13 protein-coding genes are annotated in these 17,051 nt (G+C 74.1%); 10 read left to right on the top strand and 3 right to left on the bottom strand.

Annotated elements, in window-relative coordinates:
• Window positions 1-307: 307 nt before the first annotated feature.
• Window positions 308-2,017 carry a proline--tRNA ligase gene (locus tag ACWD6P_RS35030; protein WP_451448257.1) on the top strand — a complete coding sequence of 570 codons (1,710 nt, stop codon included), beginning with the start codon at window positions 308-310 and terminating at the stop codon, window positions 2,015-2,017.
• A 96-nt stretch (window positions 2,018-2,113) separates the two neighbouring features.
• Here the strand turns inward: ACWD6P_RS35030 and ACWD6P_RS35025 are convergent, their stop codons facing one another.
• The 3 genes from ACWD6P_RS35025 to ACWD6P_RS35015 all read right to left on the bottom strand — a co-directional run bounded on the left by ACWD6P_RS35025 (window position 2,114) and on the right by ACWD6P_RS35015 (window position 4,195).
• Complete coding sequence (locus ACWD6P_RS35025; protein WP_451448256.1) at window positions 2,114-3,025, bottom strand: aminoglycoside phosphotransferase family protein; 912 nt, start codon at window positions 3,023-3,025, stop codon at window positions 2,114-2,116.
• 83 nt (window positions 3,026-3,108) lie between these two features.
• Window positions 3,109-3,630 carry a ferritin-like domain-containing protein gene (locus ACWD6P_RS35020; RefSeq protein WP_451448255.1) on the bottom strand — a complete coding sequence of 174 codons (522 nt, stop codon included), beginning with the start codon at window positions 3,628-3,630 and terminating at the stop codon, window positions 3,109-3,111.
• Window positions 3,631-3,691: 61 nt separating this feature from the next.
• The gene (locus ACWD6P_RS35015) at window positions 3,692-4,195 is read right to left on the bottom strand and encodes a hypothetical protein (protein WP_451448254.1); all 504 of its coding nucleotides are present in this window, start codon (window positions 4,193-4,195) and stop codon (window positions 3,692-3,694) included.
• Between the two features lie 160 nt (window positions 4,196-4,355).
• On the opposite strand from ACWD6P_RS35015, the gene rimP reads away from it, so the two are divergent.
• From rimP to ACWD6P_RS34970, 9 genes are all read left to right on the top strand, one after another.
• Complete coding sequence (gene rimP, locus ACWD6P_RS35010; protein ID WP_451448253.1) at window positions 4,356-4,907, top strand: ribosome maturation factor RimP; 552 nt, start codon at window positions 4,356-4,358, stop codon at window positions 4,905-4,907.
• 2 nt (window positions 4,908-4,909) lie between these two features.
• Entirely contained in the window at window positions 4,910-5,902 is a 993-nt protein-coding gene (nusA, locus tag ACWD6P_RS35005) for a transcription termination factor NusA (protein ID WP_451448252.1), read from the top strand.
• Window positions 5,903-6,039: 137 nt separating this feature from the next.
• Window positions 6,040-6,318: a YlxR family protein gene (locus ACWD6P_RS35000; protein WP_451448251.1), complete on the top strand. Its 279-nt coding sequence runs from the start codon at window positions 6,040-6,042 to the stop codon at window positions 6,316-6,318.
• A gap of 177 nt (window positions 6,319-6,495) precedes the next feature.
• Window positions 6,496-9,579 (top strand): translation initiation factor IF-2, encoded by a 3,084-nt coding sequence (gene infB / locus ACWD6P_RS34995; RefSeq protein WP_451448250.1) that lies wholly within the window; start codon window positions 6,496-6,498, stop codon window positions 9,577-9,579.
• 150 nt (window positions 9,580-9,729) lie between these two features.
• Complete coding sequence (locus ACWD6P_RS34990; protein ID WP_451448249.1) at window positions 9,730-10,023, top strand: DUF503 domain-containing protein; 294 nt, start codon at window positions 9,730-9,732, stop codon at window positions 10,021-10,023.
• A 66-nt stretch (window positions 10,024-10,089) separates the two neighbouring features.
• Window positions 10,090-10,545: a 30S ribosome-binding factor RbfA gene (gene rbfA, locus ACWD6P_RS34985; protein WP_451448248.1), complete on the top strand. Its 456-nt coding sequence runs from the start codon at window positions 10,090-10,092 to the stop codon at window positions 10,543-10,545.
• Entirely contained in the window at window positions 10,542-11,471 is a 930-nt protein-coding gene (truB, locus tag ACWD6P_RS34980) for a tRNA pseudouridine(55) synthase TruB (RefSeq protein WP_451448247.1), read from the top strand. Before rbfA ends, truB begins: the two co-directional genes overlap by 4 nt.
• Before the next feature lie 240 nt (window positions 11,472-11,711).
• Window positions 11,712-15,467 carry a hypothetical protein gene (locus tag ACWD6P_RS34975; protein WP_451448246.1) on the top strand — a complete coding sequence of 1,252 codons (3,756 nt, stop codon included), beginning with the start codon at window positions 11,712-11,714 and terminating at the stop codon, window positions 15,465-15,467.
• Between the two features lie 171 nt (window positions 15,468-15,638).
• The gene (locus ACWD6P_RS34970; protein ID WP_451448245.1) at window positions 15,639-16,592 is read left to right on the top strand and encodes a bifunctional riboflavin kinase/FAD synthetase; all 954 of its coding nucleotides are present in this window, start codon (window positions 15,639-15,641) and stop codon (window positions 16,590-16,592) included.
• The last annotated feature ends 459 nt before the right edge of the window (window positions 16,593-17,051 follow it).

The following is a 17,051-nucleotide window of genomic DNA, read 5'->3' as shown; positions in this document are numbered from 1 at the left end:
CGTAAAGCGAAGCAGTCCGGAAACACTGCCCCTCCGGCCCGCCACCGGCAGCCGAACAGCCCCGCGCAGCGGCACCAGCCCGCCGCAGGCGCAACGGCGACAAACCCCCACGGCGGGAAAGCCGAAAACGTCGGCCAAGGCAAAGCGCAGCGGAAGGGCCCGCCGCAGGCGAACCCACAGCAACCCCCACGGCGGGAAAGCCGAAAACCCGGGAAGCCAGCCAAGCGCAGCGGATACGCATTTCCGTGTCCCACACCCCTCCAGCTAACCTCCAGGGAGTCACCTTTCTTACGCAGGAGAAACTCCCATGGCCAACGCCGCACAGGTCCAGCGCATGTCCCGCTTGATGATCAAGACACTGCGCGACGACCCGGCCGACGCCGAGACCGCCAGCCACAAGCTGCTCGTCCGCGCCGGGTACGTCCGCCGCTCCTCCGCCGGCATCTGGACGTGGCTGCCGCTGGGCATGAAGGTCCTGGAGAACGTCTCCCGCGTGGTCCGCGAGGAGATGGACGCGATCGGCGGCCAGGAAGTCCTGCTGCCGGCCCTGCTGCCCAAGGAGCCCTACGAGACCAGCGGCCGCTGGGAGGAGTACGGCGACCTGCTCTTCCGCCTCAAGGACCGCAAGGGCGCCGACTACCTCCTCGGCCCCACCCACGAGGAGATCTTCACCCTCACGGTCAAGGACCAGTGCACGTCCTACAAGGACCTGCCGGTGATCCTCTACCAGATCCAGATCAAGTACCGCGACGAGGCCCGCCCCCGCTCCGGCGTGCTGCGCGGCCGCGAGTTCCACATGAAGGACTCGTACAGCTTCGACACCACCGACGAGGGCCTGGCGCAGTCCTACGCGCTGCACCGCGCGGCCTACCAGAAGATCTTCGAGCGCCTCGGCCTCGACTACCGCATCGTCTCCGCCGTCTCCGGCGCCATGGGCGGCTCGGCCTCCGAGGAGTTCCTGGCGCCCGCCGCGGCCGGTGAGGACACCTTCGTCGACTGCCCGTCGTGCGACTACGCCGCCAACACCGAGGCCGTGACGGTCAAGGTCGCCCCGGTCGACGGCTCGGGCCACGGCCCGGTCGAGGAGCTGGACACCCCCGACACCCCGACCATCGAGTCGCTCGCCGAGTTCCTCGGCGTACCGGCCTCCGCGACGCTGAAGAACCTGCTGGTCAAGGTCGACGGCGAGATCGTCGCGGTGGGCGTGCCCGGCGACCGCGAGGTCGACATGGGCAAGCTCGGCGAGCACCTCGCCCCGGCCACCGTCGAGCTGGTCACCGCCGAGGACTTCGTGGACCATCCCGAACTGGTCCGCGGCTACGTGGGCCCGCAGGGCCTGGCGGGCAAGGCGTTCAAGTACGTCGCCGACCCCCGGGTCGCCTCCGGCACCGCGTGGGTCACCGGCGCCAACAAGGAGGGCAAGCACGCCCGCAACGTCGTCGCGGGCCGTGACTTCGAGGTCGACGAGTACCTCGACGTGGTCGTCGTCGAGCCCGGCGACCCCTGCCCCCAGTGCGGCACCGGCCTGAAGATCGACCGCGCCATCGAGATCGGCCACATCTTCCAGCTCGGCCGCAAGTACGCGGACGCCTTCGAGCTCGACGTCCTCGGGCAGAACGGCAAGCCGGAGCGGGTCACCATGGGCTCGTACGGCATCGGGGTCTCCCGTGCGGTGGCCGCGCTCGCCGAGCAGACCCACGACGAGAAGGGCCTGTGCTGGCCGCGGGAGATCGCGCCGGCCGATGTGCACGTCGTCGCGGCGGGCAAGGCCAAGCAGACCGAGCTCGCGCTGGAGGTCGGCGAGCGGCTCGGCGCCGCGGGCCTGCGGGTGCTGGTCGACGACCGCCCCGGCGTCTCGCCGGGCGTGAAGTTCACCGACGCGGAGCTGCTGGGCGTCCCGACCATCGTGGTCGCCGGCCGGCGCGCCGGCGAGGGCGTGGTCGAGGTCAAGGACCGGCGCACCGGCGAGCGCGAGGAGCTGACGGTCGAGGAGGCCGTGGCCCGGCTCAGCGCATAGCCGCAGGACGAACGGGCCGGCCGGGGCGAGAGCGCCCCGGCCGGCCCGTTCGCGTAAACACCCCGGGCCCTCGCGCAGGCGCCGCGTGCCCGTGCCCTACAGCCAGGCCGCGAACTCCAGCAGCAGTTCGCCGCGCCGGCGGTCGCCCGCCGCCGCCTCGCGGACGCCGGTGTCCACCGCCCGGTACAGCGTCCAGTGGCGCAGCCGGTCGCGGTCCACGTCCAGGGAGTCGGCCAGCTTCGCGACCCGGCGGCGGACCGCCGCGGTCGCTCCGGAGCCGGCCATCAGGTCCTCGAACCGGTCCAGCACCAGCGCCGCCAGGTCGTACGCCCGCTCGCCGACCACTGGCGCCGGGCCGACCGCCAGCCACGGCGCCCGCTCACCGGCCAGCACCTTGCCCTGCCGGAACGCGCCGTGGAGCAGAAACCGTTCGTCGGACTCGGCGGGCAGCGCGCGCCGCAGCTCCTGTGCCTCCTCGACCAGCGGGCCGGCCGCCCGGGTGTGCGCGCCGGCCGTGCGCAGCGCCTGTACCGCCTCCTGCGTACGGTCGGCCAGCGTCTCGAAAGGGTGGTCCTGGCCGGGCGCCACCCACAGGCGGCGCACCGTGCCGGCCGCCTCCAGCAGCGCCTTGGCCTCCGGCAGCGAGCGCAGCGAGACCGCGCTGTGCAGCCGCTCCAGCAGCAGTGCGCCGCTCGCGTCGTCGGACCGCAGGAGCCGTACCGCGCCCCAGCCGTCCCAGGTCTCCAGCGCGGCCGCCTCGTGCGCGCGGTGCCGGCCCGGCACCGGGACCTTCAGCGCCGCGGGGGTGCCGTCCTGCTGCCGTACGAGCGCCAGCAGGCTGCTGCGGCCACCGGGGGCGTGCACCCGTTCCAGCGTCAGCTCCCAGGCGTCCAGCAGCTGCTGAACCAGCGTCGGGAGCGCGTGCAGCCACTCCTGCGCGGGGCTCTCCGGAGCGCCGCTCAGCGAACTCACCAACCGCTGCGGCGGTTCGATGGGTGCTGTTGCCATGCGTGAGCTGTCCCTTCACGGGGGGCCGTGGCGGAGGTCCGCGATGGCCCCACCCGTCATCCTGGGCGGAGTCCGCCGGTCGTTCAGAGCGCGCCCGCGGAGGCGCTCGCGGAGCCGGACGGGGCGGCGGCCGCGGCCCGCTCCACGAGCCCAGGGAAGGCTACGCCGCCGCCGCGCCAGCGCACCGCCCGGACCGCCGCCTCGCGCAGCGCGGCGGCCGCCTCCCGGCGCCGGGCCCTGCCGCCGGCCCGTACGAGGTCCGCGTAGACGGCGGCCAGCCGGTCCTCCAGTTCGGCCGCCAGGCGGGTCGCGGCGGCCGCGTCGGGGACCGGGAAGGGCAGCGCGTAGGCGGCGGCCGCGGCCCGCGGGGTGCCGCCCAGGTCGCGTACCTCGCGGTGCAGTGCGTCCCGGCGCGCACGATGTGCGTCGTACGCCTCCAGCGCCTCCTTGCGCCGGTCGGCGGCGATCCGGCCGCCGACGACGCCGTAGCCGTAGACCGCCGCGTGCTCGGCGGCCAGCGCCGCCTGTACGGCCGTCAGCTCGTCCCGCTCGCCGTCGCCGTCGCGCCGCGCTCGTCCGCCGCGTTCGGTTGTCCTCGTGCTCATGCCTGCGCCCCTTCCCTGGTCCGTGCCGTCCGTGCCGTCCGTGCCGCCGTGCCGCGGCCCGTCATCCGGCCGGCTCCGACAGCAGATACGCGTGCGCCGCACCGGAGGCGGCCACCGAGGCGAGCAGCCGGGCCAGCTCGGGCGACGCGGTGAGCAGCTCCTTGGCCCGGGCGTCGGCGAGCCTGCGCTCCGCGTCGGCGAGGGCGCCGCGGGCGGCCTTCTCGTCGCCGGGCACCGAGGGCGCGGCGGCCTCGCGCGCCGGCGCCCGGGAGGGGGCGCCGCTGGGGGAGGGGGCGGCGTCCTGCCCGGTGAACGCCCGTGCGTGCCGGGCCACTTCGGAGCGCAGCGGGCGCAGCCGCTCCTCCAGGGCGGGGTGCGCGGCGAGCGTCGCGTCGTAGCGCGCCAGCAGCGCGGTGCTGTCGCGGGCGGCGCGCTCGCGCAGCCGGTCGGCGGCGAAGGAGTCCTCGTCCCGGTCGGGGCCGTCGTCCTCGGAGCAGCCGGTGAGCAGCGCGGCGCCCCCGAGGGCGGCACCGGCCAGCAGGGTCCTTCTGCGTGTGAGCGCCACTTTCGGCACGTTGCACTTCCCGGGGTCTTCCGTTGTGATCACCGCAGGCGAGAGTATCCGTGACCACCCGCCGAATCGTCAGTACCCCGCCGGAACCGATAGGCTTTGACCCGACACGCGACCTAACCACAACAGCACACGCGGCCGAGGAGTCACCCGGATGAGCACCACCCAGAGCGAGAGGCTGCGCGGACTGCTTGAACCGCTCGTCGCCGCCCGAGACCTGGATCTGGAAGAGATCGAGGTGACACCGGCGGGCAAGCGGCGGGTGCTGAGGATCGTGGTCGATTCCGACGAGGGCGTCCAGCTGGACGAGTGCGCCGAGCTCAGCCGCGAGGCCTCCCAGGTCCTGGACGACTCCGATGTGATGGGCGGCGCGCCGTACACCCTCGAGGTCACCTCGCCGGGCGCCGACCGGCCGCTGACCGAGCTGCGGCACTACCGCCGCGCCGTCGGCCGCCTCATCAAGGCCCAACTGACCGATGCGGCAGGGGCCGGAGAACTGGTGGCCCGGATCACCGCCGTCGACGACGACGGACTCGATCTCGAGGTGCCGGGTGTCAAGGGCCGCAAGCCGACCGCACGCCGGGTCTTGTTCGACGAGATCGCCAAGGCGCGCGTCGAGCTGGAATTCAGCCGTAAGCCCGACAAGGCCGACAAGCGCGACGCGCAGCGTGACGAGAAGATCGACGAGAACAAGGAGGAGGCGTAGCCGTGGACATCGACATGAGTGCCCTGAGGGGGCTGGTGCGGGAGAAGGAGATCTCGTTCGACCTGCTGGTCGAGGCGATCGAGTCGGCCCTCCTCATCGCTTACCACCGCACCGAGGGCAGCCGCCGGCGGGCGCGGGTGGAGCTGGACCGCAGCACCGGCCATGTGACGGTGTGGGCGAAGGAGGACCCGGAGGACCTGGAGGAGGGCGCCGAGCCGCGCGAGTTCGACGACACCCCCTCCGGCTTCGGGCGGATCGCGGCGACCACCGCCAAGCAGGTCATCCTGCAGCGCCTGCGGGACGCCGAGGAGGAGATCACCTTCGGCGAGTACGCCGGGCGGGAGGGCGATGTCGTCACCGGCGTCGTCCAGCAGGGCAAGGACCCCAAGAACGTCCTGGTCGACATCGGCCGGCTGGAGGCCATCCTGCCGGTGCAGGAGCAGGTCCCCGGTGAGGACTACGCCCACGGCACACGGCTCCGGTCGTACGTCGTCCGGGTGGTCAAGGGCGTGCGCGGACCGTCCGTGACGCTGTCGCGTACGCACCCCAATCTGGTGAAGAAGCTCTTCGCCATGGAGGTGCCGGAGATCGCGGACGGCTCGGTGGAGATCGCCGCCATCGCCCGCGAGGCCGGCCACCGTACGAAGATCGCCGTACGGTCCACGCGTTCGGGGCTCAACGCCAAGGGCGCGTGCATCGGGCCGATGGGCGGGCGGGTGCGCGCCGTGATGGCCGAGCTGCACGGCGAGAAGATCGACATCGTGGACTGGTCGGACGATCCGGCCGAGCTGGTCGCGAACGCGCTGTCGCCGGCCCGGGTCAGCAAGGTCGAGGTCGTGGACCTGGCGGCGCGCTCCGCCCGGGTCACGGTTCCCGACTACCAGCTGTCACTGGCCATCGGCAAGGAAGGGCAGAATGCCCGGCTTGCCGCCCGGCTGACCGGCTGGCGGATCGACATCCGCCCGGACACCGAGCAGCACGCGCCGCAGGGCTGAGATCACCCGTAGTAGCCGGCCCGCGTCGCGGCCTCCGGAAAATCGGTGGTGCCGCGGCGCTGGGCCGGGAATTCTGAGCAGCGCTCCGTCCTTTACCCCATCGGGGTGGGGTCGGCGCGGGGAGGTAGACTTAAGCAGTGTCTGGCCGGACGCATGCCCGCGCATGCCCTGAGCGCACGTGTCTGGGATGCCGGGAGCGAGCGGCCAAGGGCGATTTGCTGCGCATCGTGGAGATCGAGGGTGAGTGTGTCCCCGATCGGCGCGGTACGCTGCCCGGCCGGGGTGCTTATGTGCACCCGACACTGGTCTGCCTCGACCTGGCGGTTCGCCGCCGGGCGTTCCCCCGGGCCTTTCGGGGCCGGGGACCGTTCGACACGACGGATGTGCGTCGGTTCCTCGAACGGGGCGCTGGTTGAAGCCGCCCATTGCAATAACGCACAGCAAGAACGCACAGCGCACGGAAAACCGTGCGGTCAGGTACCTCGCGAGTCGGAAGTAGGTCGAGATTGCGATGAGCACTCGATGAGTACGCGATGAGTACGCCCATGAAGTAGCGACGGTCCGGTGGACACCCCGGACCTAGAAGGAGCGAAGTGGCTAAGGTCCGGGTATACGAACTCGCCAAGGAGTTCGGCGTTGAGAGCAAGGTCGTCATGGCCAAGCTCCAAGAACTTGGTGAATTCGTCCGTTCGGCGTCCTCGACGATCGAGGCGCCGGTTGTTCGCAAGCTGACCGACGCGTTCCAGGCAGGCAGCGGCAGCGGCCGCGCCGCCGGGAAGCCCGCGGCGCCGCGCAAGTCGGCCCCCGCGAAGCCGTCGGCGCCCTCTCCGGCGCAGGCGGCACGTCCTGCTGCGCCGAAGCCGGGCGCCCCCAAGCCGGGCCCCGCGGCTCCGGCAACCCCCGAGGCCCCGGTGACCCCCGTGGCCCCCAAGAGCACTCCCGCCGCCGGCCCCACCCCGGGCCCGCGCCCCACCCCGGCGCGCCCCGCGGCCCCCAAGCCCGCTCCGGCCGCCCCCGCGCAGCCCGAGTTCCAGGCTCCGCCGTCCGCGCCGGCGGCTCCCGCCGGCCCGTCGGCTGCCCGCCCCGGCACCCCCGGTCCGCGCCCCGCCCGTCCGGCGGCAGGTGCGGGCGGTCAGGGTGGCCGTGGCAACGCCCCGCGTCCCGGCGGCGAGCGTCCGGCCCCGCGTCCCGGCGGCCGTCCGTCCGGACCCCGTCCGGGCAACAACCCCTTCACCTCCAGCGGCTCCACGGGCATGGCCCGTCCGCAGGCCCCCCGTCCCGGTGGCGCCCCGCGTCCCGGCGGCCAGGGCGGCCCCGGCGGCCCGCGTCCGCAGGGCGGCGGCCAGGGTGGCCCCCGCCCCCAGGGCCAGGGCGGCGCGCGTCCGACCCCCGGTGGCATGCCCCGTCCGCAGGGTGCGGCTCCCGGCGGCGGCGCCGGTCCGCGTCCCGGCGGCGGTAACCGCCCCAACCCGGGCATGATGCCGCAGCGTCCGGCTGCCGGCCCGCGTCCGGGCCCCGGTGGCGGCGGCCGTGGTCCCGGCGGTGCCGGTCGTCCCGGCGGCGGCGGTCGTCCCGGTGGCGGCGGCGGCTTCGCCGGCCGTCCCGGCGGTGGCGGCGGCGGTCGTCCGGGTGCCGGCGGCGGCTTCGCCGGTCGTCCCGGTGGCGGCGGCCCCGGTGGCGGCGGCGGTGGCTTCGGCGGCGGTCGTCCCGGCTTCGGCGGTCGTCCCGGCGGCCCCGGTGGCCGTGGTGGCACGCAGGGTGCGTTCGGCCGTCCCGGCGGTCCGGCGCGTCGCGGTCGCAAGTCGAAGCGGCAGCGCCGTCAGGAGTACGAGGCCATGCAGGCCCCGTCGGTCGGCGGCATCATGCTGCCGCGCGGCAACGGCGCGACGGTTCGCCTGTCGCGCGGTGCCTCGCTGACGGACTTCGCGGAGAAGATCAACGCCAACCCGGCGTCGCTGGTCCAGGTCATGCTGAACCTGGGCGAGATGGTCACCGCGACCCAGTCCGTCTCCGACGAGACGCTGCAGCTGCTCGCCGACGAGATGAACTACGTCGTCGAGATCGTCAGCCCGGAGGAGGAGGACCGCGAGCTGCTCGAGTCCTTCGACATCGACTTCGGTGAGAACGAGGGCGGCGAGGAGATGCTCGTCGCGCGTCCGCCGGTGGTGACCGTCATGGGTCACGTCGACCACGGTAAGACGCGACTGCTGGACGCGATCCGCAAGACGAACGTCATCGCGGGCGAGGCCGGCGGCATCACCCAGCACATCGGTGCCTACCAGGTCGCGACCGAGGTCAACGACGAAGAGCGGCGCATCACCTTCATCGACACCCCCGGTCACGAGGCGTTCACCGCCATGCGTGCCCGTGGTGCCAAGTCGACCGACATCGCGATCCTCGTGGTGGCGGCCAACGACGGTGTCATGCCGCAGACGATCGAGGCCCTCAACCACGCCAAGGCGGCCGACGTGCCGATCGTGGTCGCGGTCAACAAGATCGACGTCGAGGGTGCCGACCCGACCAAGGTGCGCGGTCAGCTGACCGAGTACGGCCTGGTGGCCGAGGAGTACGGCGGCGACACCATGTTCGTCGACATCTCCGCCAAGCAGGGTCTGCACATCGAATCCCTGCTGGAGGCCGTGGTCCTGACCGCGGACGCCGCGCTCGACCTGCGGGCCAACGCGGAGCAGGACGCACAGGGCATCGCGATCGAGGCGCACCTCGACCGTGGCCGCGGCGCCGTGGCCACCGTCCTCGTCCAGCGCGGTACCCTCCGCGTCGGTGACACGATGGTCGCCGGTGACGCGTACGGCCGGGTCCGCGCGATGTTCGACGACAAGGGCAACAACGTCGAGGAAGCGGGTCCGTCGACCCCCGTCCTGGTCCTGGGTCTGACCAACGTCCCGGGTGCCGGCGACAACTTCCTGGTCGTCGACGAGGACCGTACGGCCCGTCAGATCGCCGAGAAGCGCGCGGCGCGCGAGCGCAACGCGGCCTTCGCCAAGCGCACCCGCCGGGTGTCCCTCGAGGACCTCGACAAGGTGCTCAAGGCCGGCGAGGTCCAGCAGCTCAACCTCATCATCAAGGGTGACGCTTCTGGTTCCGTCGAGGCCCTGGAGTCCTCGCTGCTCCAGCTCGACGTCGGCGAAGAGGTCGACATCCGGGTGCTGCACCGCGGCGTCGGTGCGGTCACCGAGACGGACATCAACCTGGCGTCCGGCTCCGACGCGATCGTCATCGGCTTCAACGTGCGGGCCGAGGGCCGCGCCACGCAGATGGCCGAGCGCGAGGGCGTCGACGTCCGCTACTACTCGGTCATCTACCAGGCGATCGAGGAGATCGAGGCGGCCCTCAAGGGCATGCTCAAGCCGGAGTACGAGGAGGTCGAGCTCGGTACGGCCGAGATCCGCGAGATCTTCCGCTCGTCCAAGCTCGGCAACATCGCGGGTGTGCTCATCCGCTCCGGCGAGGTCAAGCGCAACACCAAGGCGCGCCTCATCCGCGACGGCAAGGTGGTCGCGGAGGACCTCAACATCCAGGGTCTGCGTCGCTTCAAGGACGACGTCACCGAGATCCGCGAAGGCTTCGAGGGCGGTATCAACCTCGGAAACTTCAACGACATCAAGGTCGACGACGTCATCGCGACCTACGAGATGCGGGAGAAGCCGCGCGGCTGATCGCGCAGCGACCATCCGGGGCCGGTCGGCGGAGCGTAAACTCCGTCGATCGGCCCCGGCCGTTGCGTGTACGGTTCGAAATGACACGTACTCCCCAGCCGACGCGGGGAGACGCCCCCAAGGCCCCACGGGTGGCTTGACCCGTCTTGCATGTACGTAGGGACACTGTCCTTCGACCTGCTCCTCGGCGACGTACGGTCGCTGAAGGAGAAGCGCTCCATCGTCCGCCCGATCGTCGCAGAGCTGCACCGCAAGTACGCGGTGAGCGTCGCGGAGGTCGGGGACCAGGACCTCTACCGCAGGGCCCGCATCGGCCTGGCGGTGGTGTCCGGGGACGTGGGGCACCTCACCGAAGTCATGGACCGCTGCGAGCGCCTGGTCGCCGCACGGCCCGAAGTGGAGCTGCTGTCGGCACGCCGGCGGCTGCACGGCGATGACGACTGACCCGCTGCCGGGGCACGTCGCCGCCGGTGGAAGCACAATTGTGAAAGACAAGAAGGAGACGGACCAGTGGCCGACAATGCGCGGGCGAAGAAGCTGGCGGACCTCATCCGGGAGGTGGTCGCCCAGAAGCTGCAGCGCGGAATCAAGGACCCGCGGCTCGGTTCGCATGTGACCATCACGGACACCCGGGTCACCGGCGACCTGCGGGAGGCTACGGTCTTCTACACGGTCTACGGCGATGACGCGGACCGTGCCAGCGCCGCCGCCGGCCTGGAGAGCGCCAAGGGCATGCTGCGCTCCGCGGTCGGCGCCGCGGCGGGCACCAAGTTCACGCCGACCCTGGCGTTCGTGGCCGACGCCCTGCCGGAGAACGCCAGGACGATCGAGGACCTGCTCGACAAGGCACGGGCCTCGGACGCCCAGGTGCGCCAGGTCTCCTCCGGCGCCCAGTACGCCGGCGAGGCCGACCCGTACCGCAAGCCGGGCGACGACGAGGACGACGAGGGCACCGCGGCAGAATGAAGCGTGAGAGCAACAAGCCGGGCGGGCTGGTCATCGTCGACAAGCCCGCCGGCTTCACTTCGCACGACGTCGTGGCGAAGATGCGCGGTATGGCCCGCACCCGCCGGGTCGGGCACGCCGGCACCCTCGACCCGATGGCGACCGGCGTCCTCGTCCTGGGCCTGGAGCGGGCCACGAAGCTCCTCGGCCACCTCGCGCTGACGGAGAAGGAGTACGTCGGCACGATCCGGCTGGGCCAGACCACGGTCACCGACGACGCCGAGGGCGAGATCACGGCGTCCAAGGCGGCGCACGGCATCGCCCGCGAGGACATCGACGCCGGTGTCGCGGCCCTGTCCGGCGCGATCATGCAGGTCCCGTCGAAGGTCAGCGCCATCAAGATCAACGGCAAGCGGTCCTACTCACGGGTCCGCGAGGGCGAGGACGTGGAGATCCCGGCCCGCCCGGTCACCGTCTCCTCCTTCGTGGTGCACTCCGCGCACGAGGCCGAGGCCGACGACGGTACGCCGGTGACCGATCTGCTGGTCTCCGTCGAGTGCTCCTCCGGTACGTACATCCGCGCGCTCGCCCGCGACCTGGGCGCCGGGCTGGGCGTCGGCGGGCATCTGACGGCGCTGCGCCGCACCCGCGTCGGCCCGTACAAGCTGGACCGGGCGCGCACCCTGGAACAGCTGCAGGCCGCGGTGGACGACCCCGAGGGCGGCGGACTGCCGGTCATGCCGATCGGCGAGGCGGCCGAGGCGGCGTTCACCCGCTGGGCCGTCACGGAGGCGCAGGCCCGGCTGCTCCTCAACGGCGCGCGGATCGCCATGCCCCGCTTCGAGGGCAACGGTCCGGTCGCGGCCTTCGGGCCGGACGGCCGGTTCCTGGCGCTGGTGGAGAACCAGGGCGGGAAGGCCAAGAGCCTCGCGGTGTTCGCCGTCTAGGCAGCCGCCCGGGGATGGTGGTGGAACGCGGGCCGTCCGGCACAGGCACGGAGCACCGGTCCGCGCTCCACCATCCCCCTCCGCTTGATCTCTATCCAGGGCATCTGGGCCATTCACTCATTCGGTGAGGCGCTCGGAGTGAATCAAGGCGCGGACGGGGGCGCGTTCACAGGGCGCCCTGCCGGGACGATCACCACCTGCTTACCGTCGTGATACGGGACAGGGCGGGAGGAATCGGTAATGGCGTTGCTGGCTGCCGATGCGGACATGGCACTGGTGCGCATCCGCGATCTGGCAGGTCGGACGCGTGGGACGGGGTTCCTGGCGGACCACGACGGCACGGTCGTCACCAGCCACGAGGCGGTGGACGGGGCGGAGCGGCTGGTGCTGCAGCCCATGATGCGGTCCACCGCCACGGCCGCGGGCGCTGAGGCGGCACGGCCCCGCCAGGTGGAGCCTGCCGACATCACCCCCCTCCCGGAGGCCGGGCTCGCCCTCGTACGGACCGACGGCTTCCGGCAGTGCGGACTGGCGCCGCTGCCCATCGCCGCGGGCCGCCCGGCGGCCGGCACCGCCGCCCGTCTCTGGGCGGGCGGCTGGCTCGACGGCACGGTCGTCGGACCGGCCTCCGGGGTGGCGTACACGGCCACGGACCGGGTCCGTCTCCTCGACGAGGCCCTGGAGCTGGGCCTGTGCGCGGGCGGCCGGGAGGCGCTGCGGCTGGGCGGCCCGGCGGTCGGCGGACCGCTGCTGGACGCCCGGACCGGCGTGGTCCTCGGCGTACTGGGCACCGCGCTGCACACCGGGCGCCGGGCGGGCGGCTTCGCGATCCCGCTGCGCGCGGTCGCCGAGGCCGCGCCCCAGGGCGCGCTCGCCGCGCTGCTGGCCCGCAACGGGGCGAGCGTCCCCGCCTACGGCAGTGAGCTGAACCCGGCCGGAGCGCTGCGGCTCACCGGGGTCCGCACCGGCCCGGCGAAGCGGCCGCACCGCTGGCGCGAACCGGTGGAACGGCCCGGCCTGCGGGCGGAGTTCGCGCGTTTCCTGGAGGACGGCGGGACGGCCGGGGCACCGGTACTGGCGCTGGTGGGCGCCCCGGGGACCGGGCGGAGCACGGAGCTCGAACGGCTCGCCGCCCGCCGCGCGAAGGGCCCGCAGGCGGCACCGACGGTCCTGCTGCGCGGCGCGGAGCTGCGGGCCGGCGACGAGGGCCTGCCCGCCGCCGTCGAGCGGGCGCTGCGCTCCGCGGGCCGGACACTGGCCGCGTCGGGCCGTACGGCCGGCGACCCGGCGGACACCACCCCCGACGCGCTGGCCCGGCTCGCCGCCACGGCCGGCCGCCCGCTGCTGGTGCTCCTCGACGCACCGGAGGAGATGCCCGCGGAGCTGGCGCAGCACGAGCGGCTGGCCGCCTGGACCACCGCGACGGCCGACTGGCTGCGGACGGCCGGGGTGCGGCTGGTCCTCGCCTGCCGCCCCGAGTACTGGGAGCGGGCCGGGGTGCTCTTCCCGCCCGGCCTGCTGCACCGCCCGCACCACCCGGTTCCCGCGCTGCCCCCCTGCGCGGGCATCGGCGACCTGCCCGAGGAGGCGGCGGAGCGCGCCCGCCGCGGCTACGGGCTGCCGCCCGGCGCCCCGGCCGCGCCCGACGCCCGGCACCCGCTGGCGCTGCGGCTGCTCGCGGAGGTCCGGGACGCGCTCACCGAGGGCGACGAGGACGGACCGGGCGCCGACGGGCCGGGCACCGGCGGACTGGGCGCCGGCGGACTGGGCACCGACGGGCTGGGCACCGACGGACCGGGCACCGACGGGCCGGCGCTCCTCGGCTCCCCCGACCGGCACCAGATCTTCGACGCCTATCTGGACCTGGTGTGCCTGCGGATCGCCGTACGGATCACAGCCGCACACCGGCCGGTTCCCCAGGGCACCGCCGTACGCCGCCTGGCCGCCCAGGTCGCCGGCCAGGTGCACGAGGCGGCCCGCCGCTGTCTGGGCTCCGGACCGGGCGCGCTGGACGCGGCGGCCTTCGAGGAGGTCTTTCCCGCGCAGTCCGGCTGGGCCGGCGCGGTGCTCGCCGAGGGCCTGCTGGTCCCGGCCGGCCCCGGATACCGCTTCGCGCACGAGGAGTTCGCACAGTGGCTGCAGGGCGCCCATGCCGACCCCGACCTGCTGCCCGTCCCCGGCGGACACCGCATCGGACCGGCCGTGGAGGCGCTGCTGCGGCTCGCCCGGCGCGCGGGAACGGTCCAACTGACCTTCCGGCTCGCGGAGTTGGTGCCACTGGCCACCGCCCCCGACGAACCGGCGGCCGGGCAGGCCGCGGACGCCCGCCGGTGGGCCGCACAGGCCCTGGCCGGCGTACTGCTCCGCACGCCCGACGCCACGCCGTACGCCGGTGTGCTGCGGCTGCTCGCCGACCGGATCACCGAACGCTCCCTGCGGGCGGGCGGCTTCGCCCGTACGGGCCTGACGGCGTTCGGCCCGTGGTTCTGGGCGCAGCTGGCGCTGGCGGACGAGGACCGGATGGATCTGCTGCGCCGCCTGCTGCCGGCCGACGGGCCACCGGCGCGGGCCGGCGCGCCGGACGGCGCCGCCCCGTCCCCCGGTGGCCACCCCTTCGCGGAGCCGCCACAGGTACGCCTCCACCCCGCCCCGGGGGAGACCACCGCGGGGACGGCGCCCGGGGAGTCCGCCGCCCCGCCGCCGACGCGCTTCCTCGACGCCGCCGCCGATCTGCTGCGCGCGCACCCCGAGCGGATCCAGCCCCTGCTGTGCGGCTGGTTCGACGACACCCGCCCGCTGCCCCGCCGCGGCACCGCGACGACGGGCCGGGCCCGTCCCGCACGCCCCGCCCCCCGCGAGATCACCGTCGCCGCCGCCGCGCAGGCCCTGCTGCACACCCACCGCCGGGGGGCGCTGGACGCGCTCATGGAGGCGCTGGTGGCGGCCGCGCACCCCAGGGGCGATGAGCTGCTGGCCGCGCTCGCCGAGGACGAGCCGTCCGCGCTGTGCCGGGCGGTCGACCGCTGGGCGCACGACGAGCTCCCCCAGCGCCGCCTCGCGGCCCTCTCCTACGGGCTGCGGACGGCCCCGCACACCACCGCCGAAGCCGACCGCGCACTCCTGCGCCGGGCCGCCCTGCACCTCCTCTCCCGGCCCGCCGACGAGGCCCACCACGGCTTCGCCCTCGCCCTCCTGGTGGCCGACGCGGCGACCCGGCCGCACTTCCTGGAGCGGGCGCTGGCCCGCTTCGTCGCCGGGGATCCGCAGCTGCCCCCGACGGCCTTCAGGGCCGCCCTCACCGACCATGCCCAGACGGTGCTGGCCGCCTTCCGGGCCAGGCTCGTCGGCGACGAGGGCCCGCCGGTGGCGGCCGCGCTGCTGCGCATGCTGGCCGGGCTGGACGCGCCGGAGCTCGTCGCCCCCGCCGCCGCCCTGGTCCGCGCCTATGCCGGGCACTGCCCGGACCGCGCGGCCCGCCCGGTCGCGGAGTTCGTCGCCCACCGTCTGGAGCGTGGTCCGGCCGCCCGCGCCGCGCTCGGCCCGCTCGCCGTGGAGCTGCTGACCGGATTCCCCGCGCCGGTCCGCTGCGCTCTCGCCGCCGTCCTGGCCGAGCCGGGCTCCCCGGACTCGGCCCCGCTCCGCCGCGACCTGCTGGAGGTGCTGCTCACCCGCGAGGCGTCGTACGCGGCCCCGCGCGGCGCATACGCACAGGAGGGGCGGGACCCCCGGGTGCTGGAGGCGCTGCTGCGGGCGGCCGCCGAGGGCGCGGAGCGGCGGCCGGAGGCCCGCACCCGGGAGCTGGTGCACCGCACCGGGATGCTGCTGGTCCGTACGCCGGAGGGCGCGGCCTGCTTCGACCGGTGCCTGGCGGAGCTGGGCGGCCGGCTGCCCGGCTTCGCGCGGCGGGTGCGGGACTGGGTCGCGGCGGAGCCGGGGGAGTGGGCGGCGGTGGTGGGGCCCGGCGCCCGCGAGACGCTCGCCGCGGCGCACCGCTGAGCGGTGCCCCGGCGCGGACCGCCCGCCGCCGCCCGGCCCCCGGAGCTCCACCGGACCGCCCCTGGGCCACCCTTCGCACGAACCACCGCCCGCGGCATGGCAGTCTTAGACCTGCGCCATGCCGAAGTGGCGCACAGGACTGACCGAGAGTTCGGGCGAGGAGCGGGCACAGTGCAGCGCTGGCGTGGCTTGGAGGACATCCCCGAGGGCTGGGGACGCAGCGTCGTCACCATCGGCTCGTACGACGGAGTGCACCGCGGCCACCAATTGATCATCGGGAAGGCCGTCGAGCGGGCCCGTGAGCTGGGGATTCCGGCGGTGGTCGTCACCTTCGACCCGCACCCGAGCGAGGTCGTGCGGCCCGGCACCCACCCGCCGCTGCTCGCGCCGCACCACCGGCGCGCGGAGCTGATGGCCGGGCTGGGCGTGGACGCGGTGCTGGTCCTGCCGTTCACCAAGGAGTTCTCGAAGCTGGCGCCGGCCGACTTCGTGGTCAAGGTGCTGGTCGACAAGCTGCACGCCCAGGTCGTCGTCGAGGGCCCCAACTTCCGCTTCGGGCACAAGGCGACCGGCACCGTCGCCACCCTCACCGAACTCGGCACCACCTACGACTACACGGTGGAGGTCATCGACCTCTACGAGAGCGGCGCGGCGGGCGGCGGCAAGCCGTTCTCCTCCACGCTCGCCCGCGGGCTGGTCGCCGAGGGCGATGTGGCCGGTGCGCGGGAGGTCCTGGGGCGCCCGCACCGCGTCGAGGGCGTCGTCGTACGCGGTGCCCAGCGCGGCCGTGAACTGGGCTTCCCCACCGCCAACGTGGAGACCCTGCCGCACACCGCCATCCCGGCCGACGGCGTCTACGCGGGCCTGCTGCAGGTCGAGGGCGAGGCAATGCCGGCGGCCGTCTCGGTGGGCACCAACCCGCAGTTCGACGGCAAGGAGCGCACGGTCGAGGCGTACGCCATCGACCGCGTCGGCCTGGACCTGTACGGGCTGCACGTCGGGGTGGACTTCCTCGCCTACATCCGGGGCCAGGAGAAGTTCGACACCCTCGACGCGCTGCTGGAACGGATGGCGGTCGATGTGAAGCTGGCCCGGGGGCTGATCGCGGGGGCGACTGACTGCTGATCGTGGGGGCGGCCGGCTGTTGATGGCGGGGGCGGTCGGCAGGTGATCGCGGCGGCGGTCGGCTGAGGGCTGATGCTGCCGATGCTTCCCGTGGGTTTTCCTCGCTGACGCTGCCCATAGGTTTTTTCCCCGCCGCCCACCCCCCTTCGGGGGGTGGGCGGGTGTAGTGGGGCGGTTCGGCGGTTCTGCGGTGCTGCGTTCCTGAGGCTCCGCGCCTGCGCCCCCGTTCTCCGCGCCTGCGCCCCCGTTCTCCGCGCCTGCGCCCCCGTTCTCCCCACTTCCGGTTCTCCCCGTTTCCGCCCGTGCCCGTCTCGCCAATCCGGCCTCGCCAACCCGGCCGATTTCAGGCGGAGTTCGGCCGGGACGGGTTCGCTCGTCCGGCGTAGGGAGCGGTACGGCGTATGACGTCGTGGGGCGGCTGACGCGATACGGGGCGGGCCCGGCACTGGTGAAGTGCCG

The sequence above is a fragment of the Streptomyces sp. NPDC002446 genome (assembly GCF_053595675.1).
The sequence above is the reverse complement of the archived record's forward strand: the minus strand, read 5'-3'. Positions and strand labels throughout refer to the sequence as shown.

Coding starts and splice junctions, on each gene's coding strand:
- ACWD6P_RS35030 (WP_451448257.1), top strand. CDS start 308: ATGGCCAACGCCGCACAGGTCCAGCGCATGTCCCGCTTGATGATCAAG.
- ACWD6P_RS35025 (WP_451448256.1), bottom strand. CDS start 3,025: ATGGCAACAGCACCCATCGAACCGCCGCAGCGGTTGGTGAGTTCGCTG.
- ACWD6P_RS35020 (WP_451448255.1), bottom strand. CDS start 3,630: ATGAGCACGAGGACAACCGAACGCGGCGGACGAGCGCGGCGCGACGGC.
- rimP (WP_451448253.1), top strand. CDS start 4,356: ATGAGCACCACCCAGAGCGAGAGGCTGCGCGGACTGCTTGAACCGCTC.
- ACWD6P_RS34990 (WP_451448249.1), top strand. CDS start 9,730: ATGTACGTAGGGACACTGTCCTTCGACCTGCTCCTCGGCGACGTACGG.
- truB (WP_451448247.1), top strand. CDS start 10,542: ATGAAGCGTGAGAGCAACAAGCCGGGCGGGCTGGTCATCGTCGACAAG.
- ACWD6P_RS34975 (WP_451448246.1), top strand. CDS start 11,712: ATGGCGTTGCTGGCTGCCGATGCGGACATGGCACTGGTGCGCATCCGC.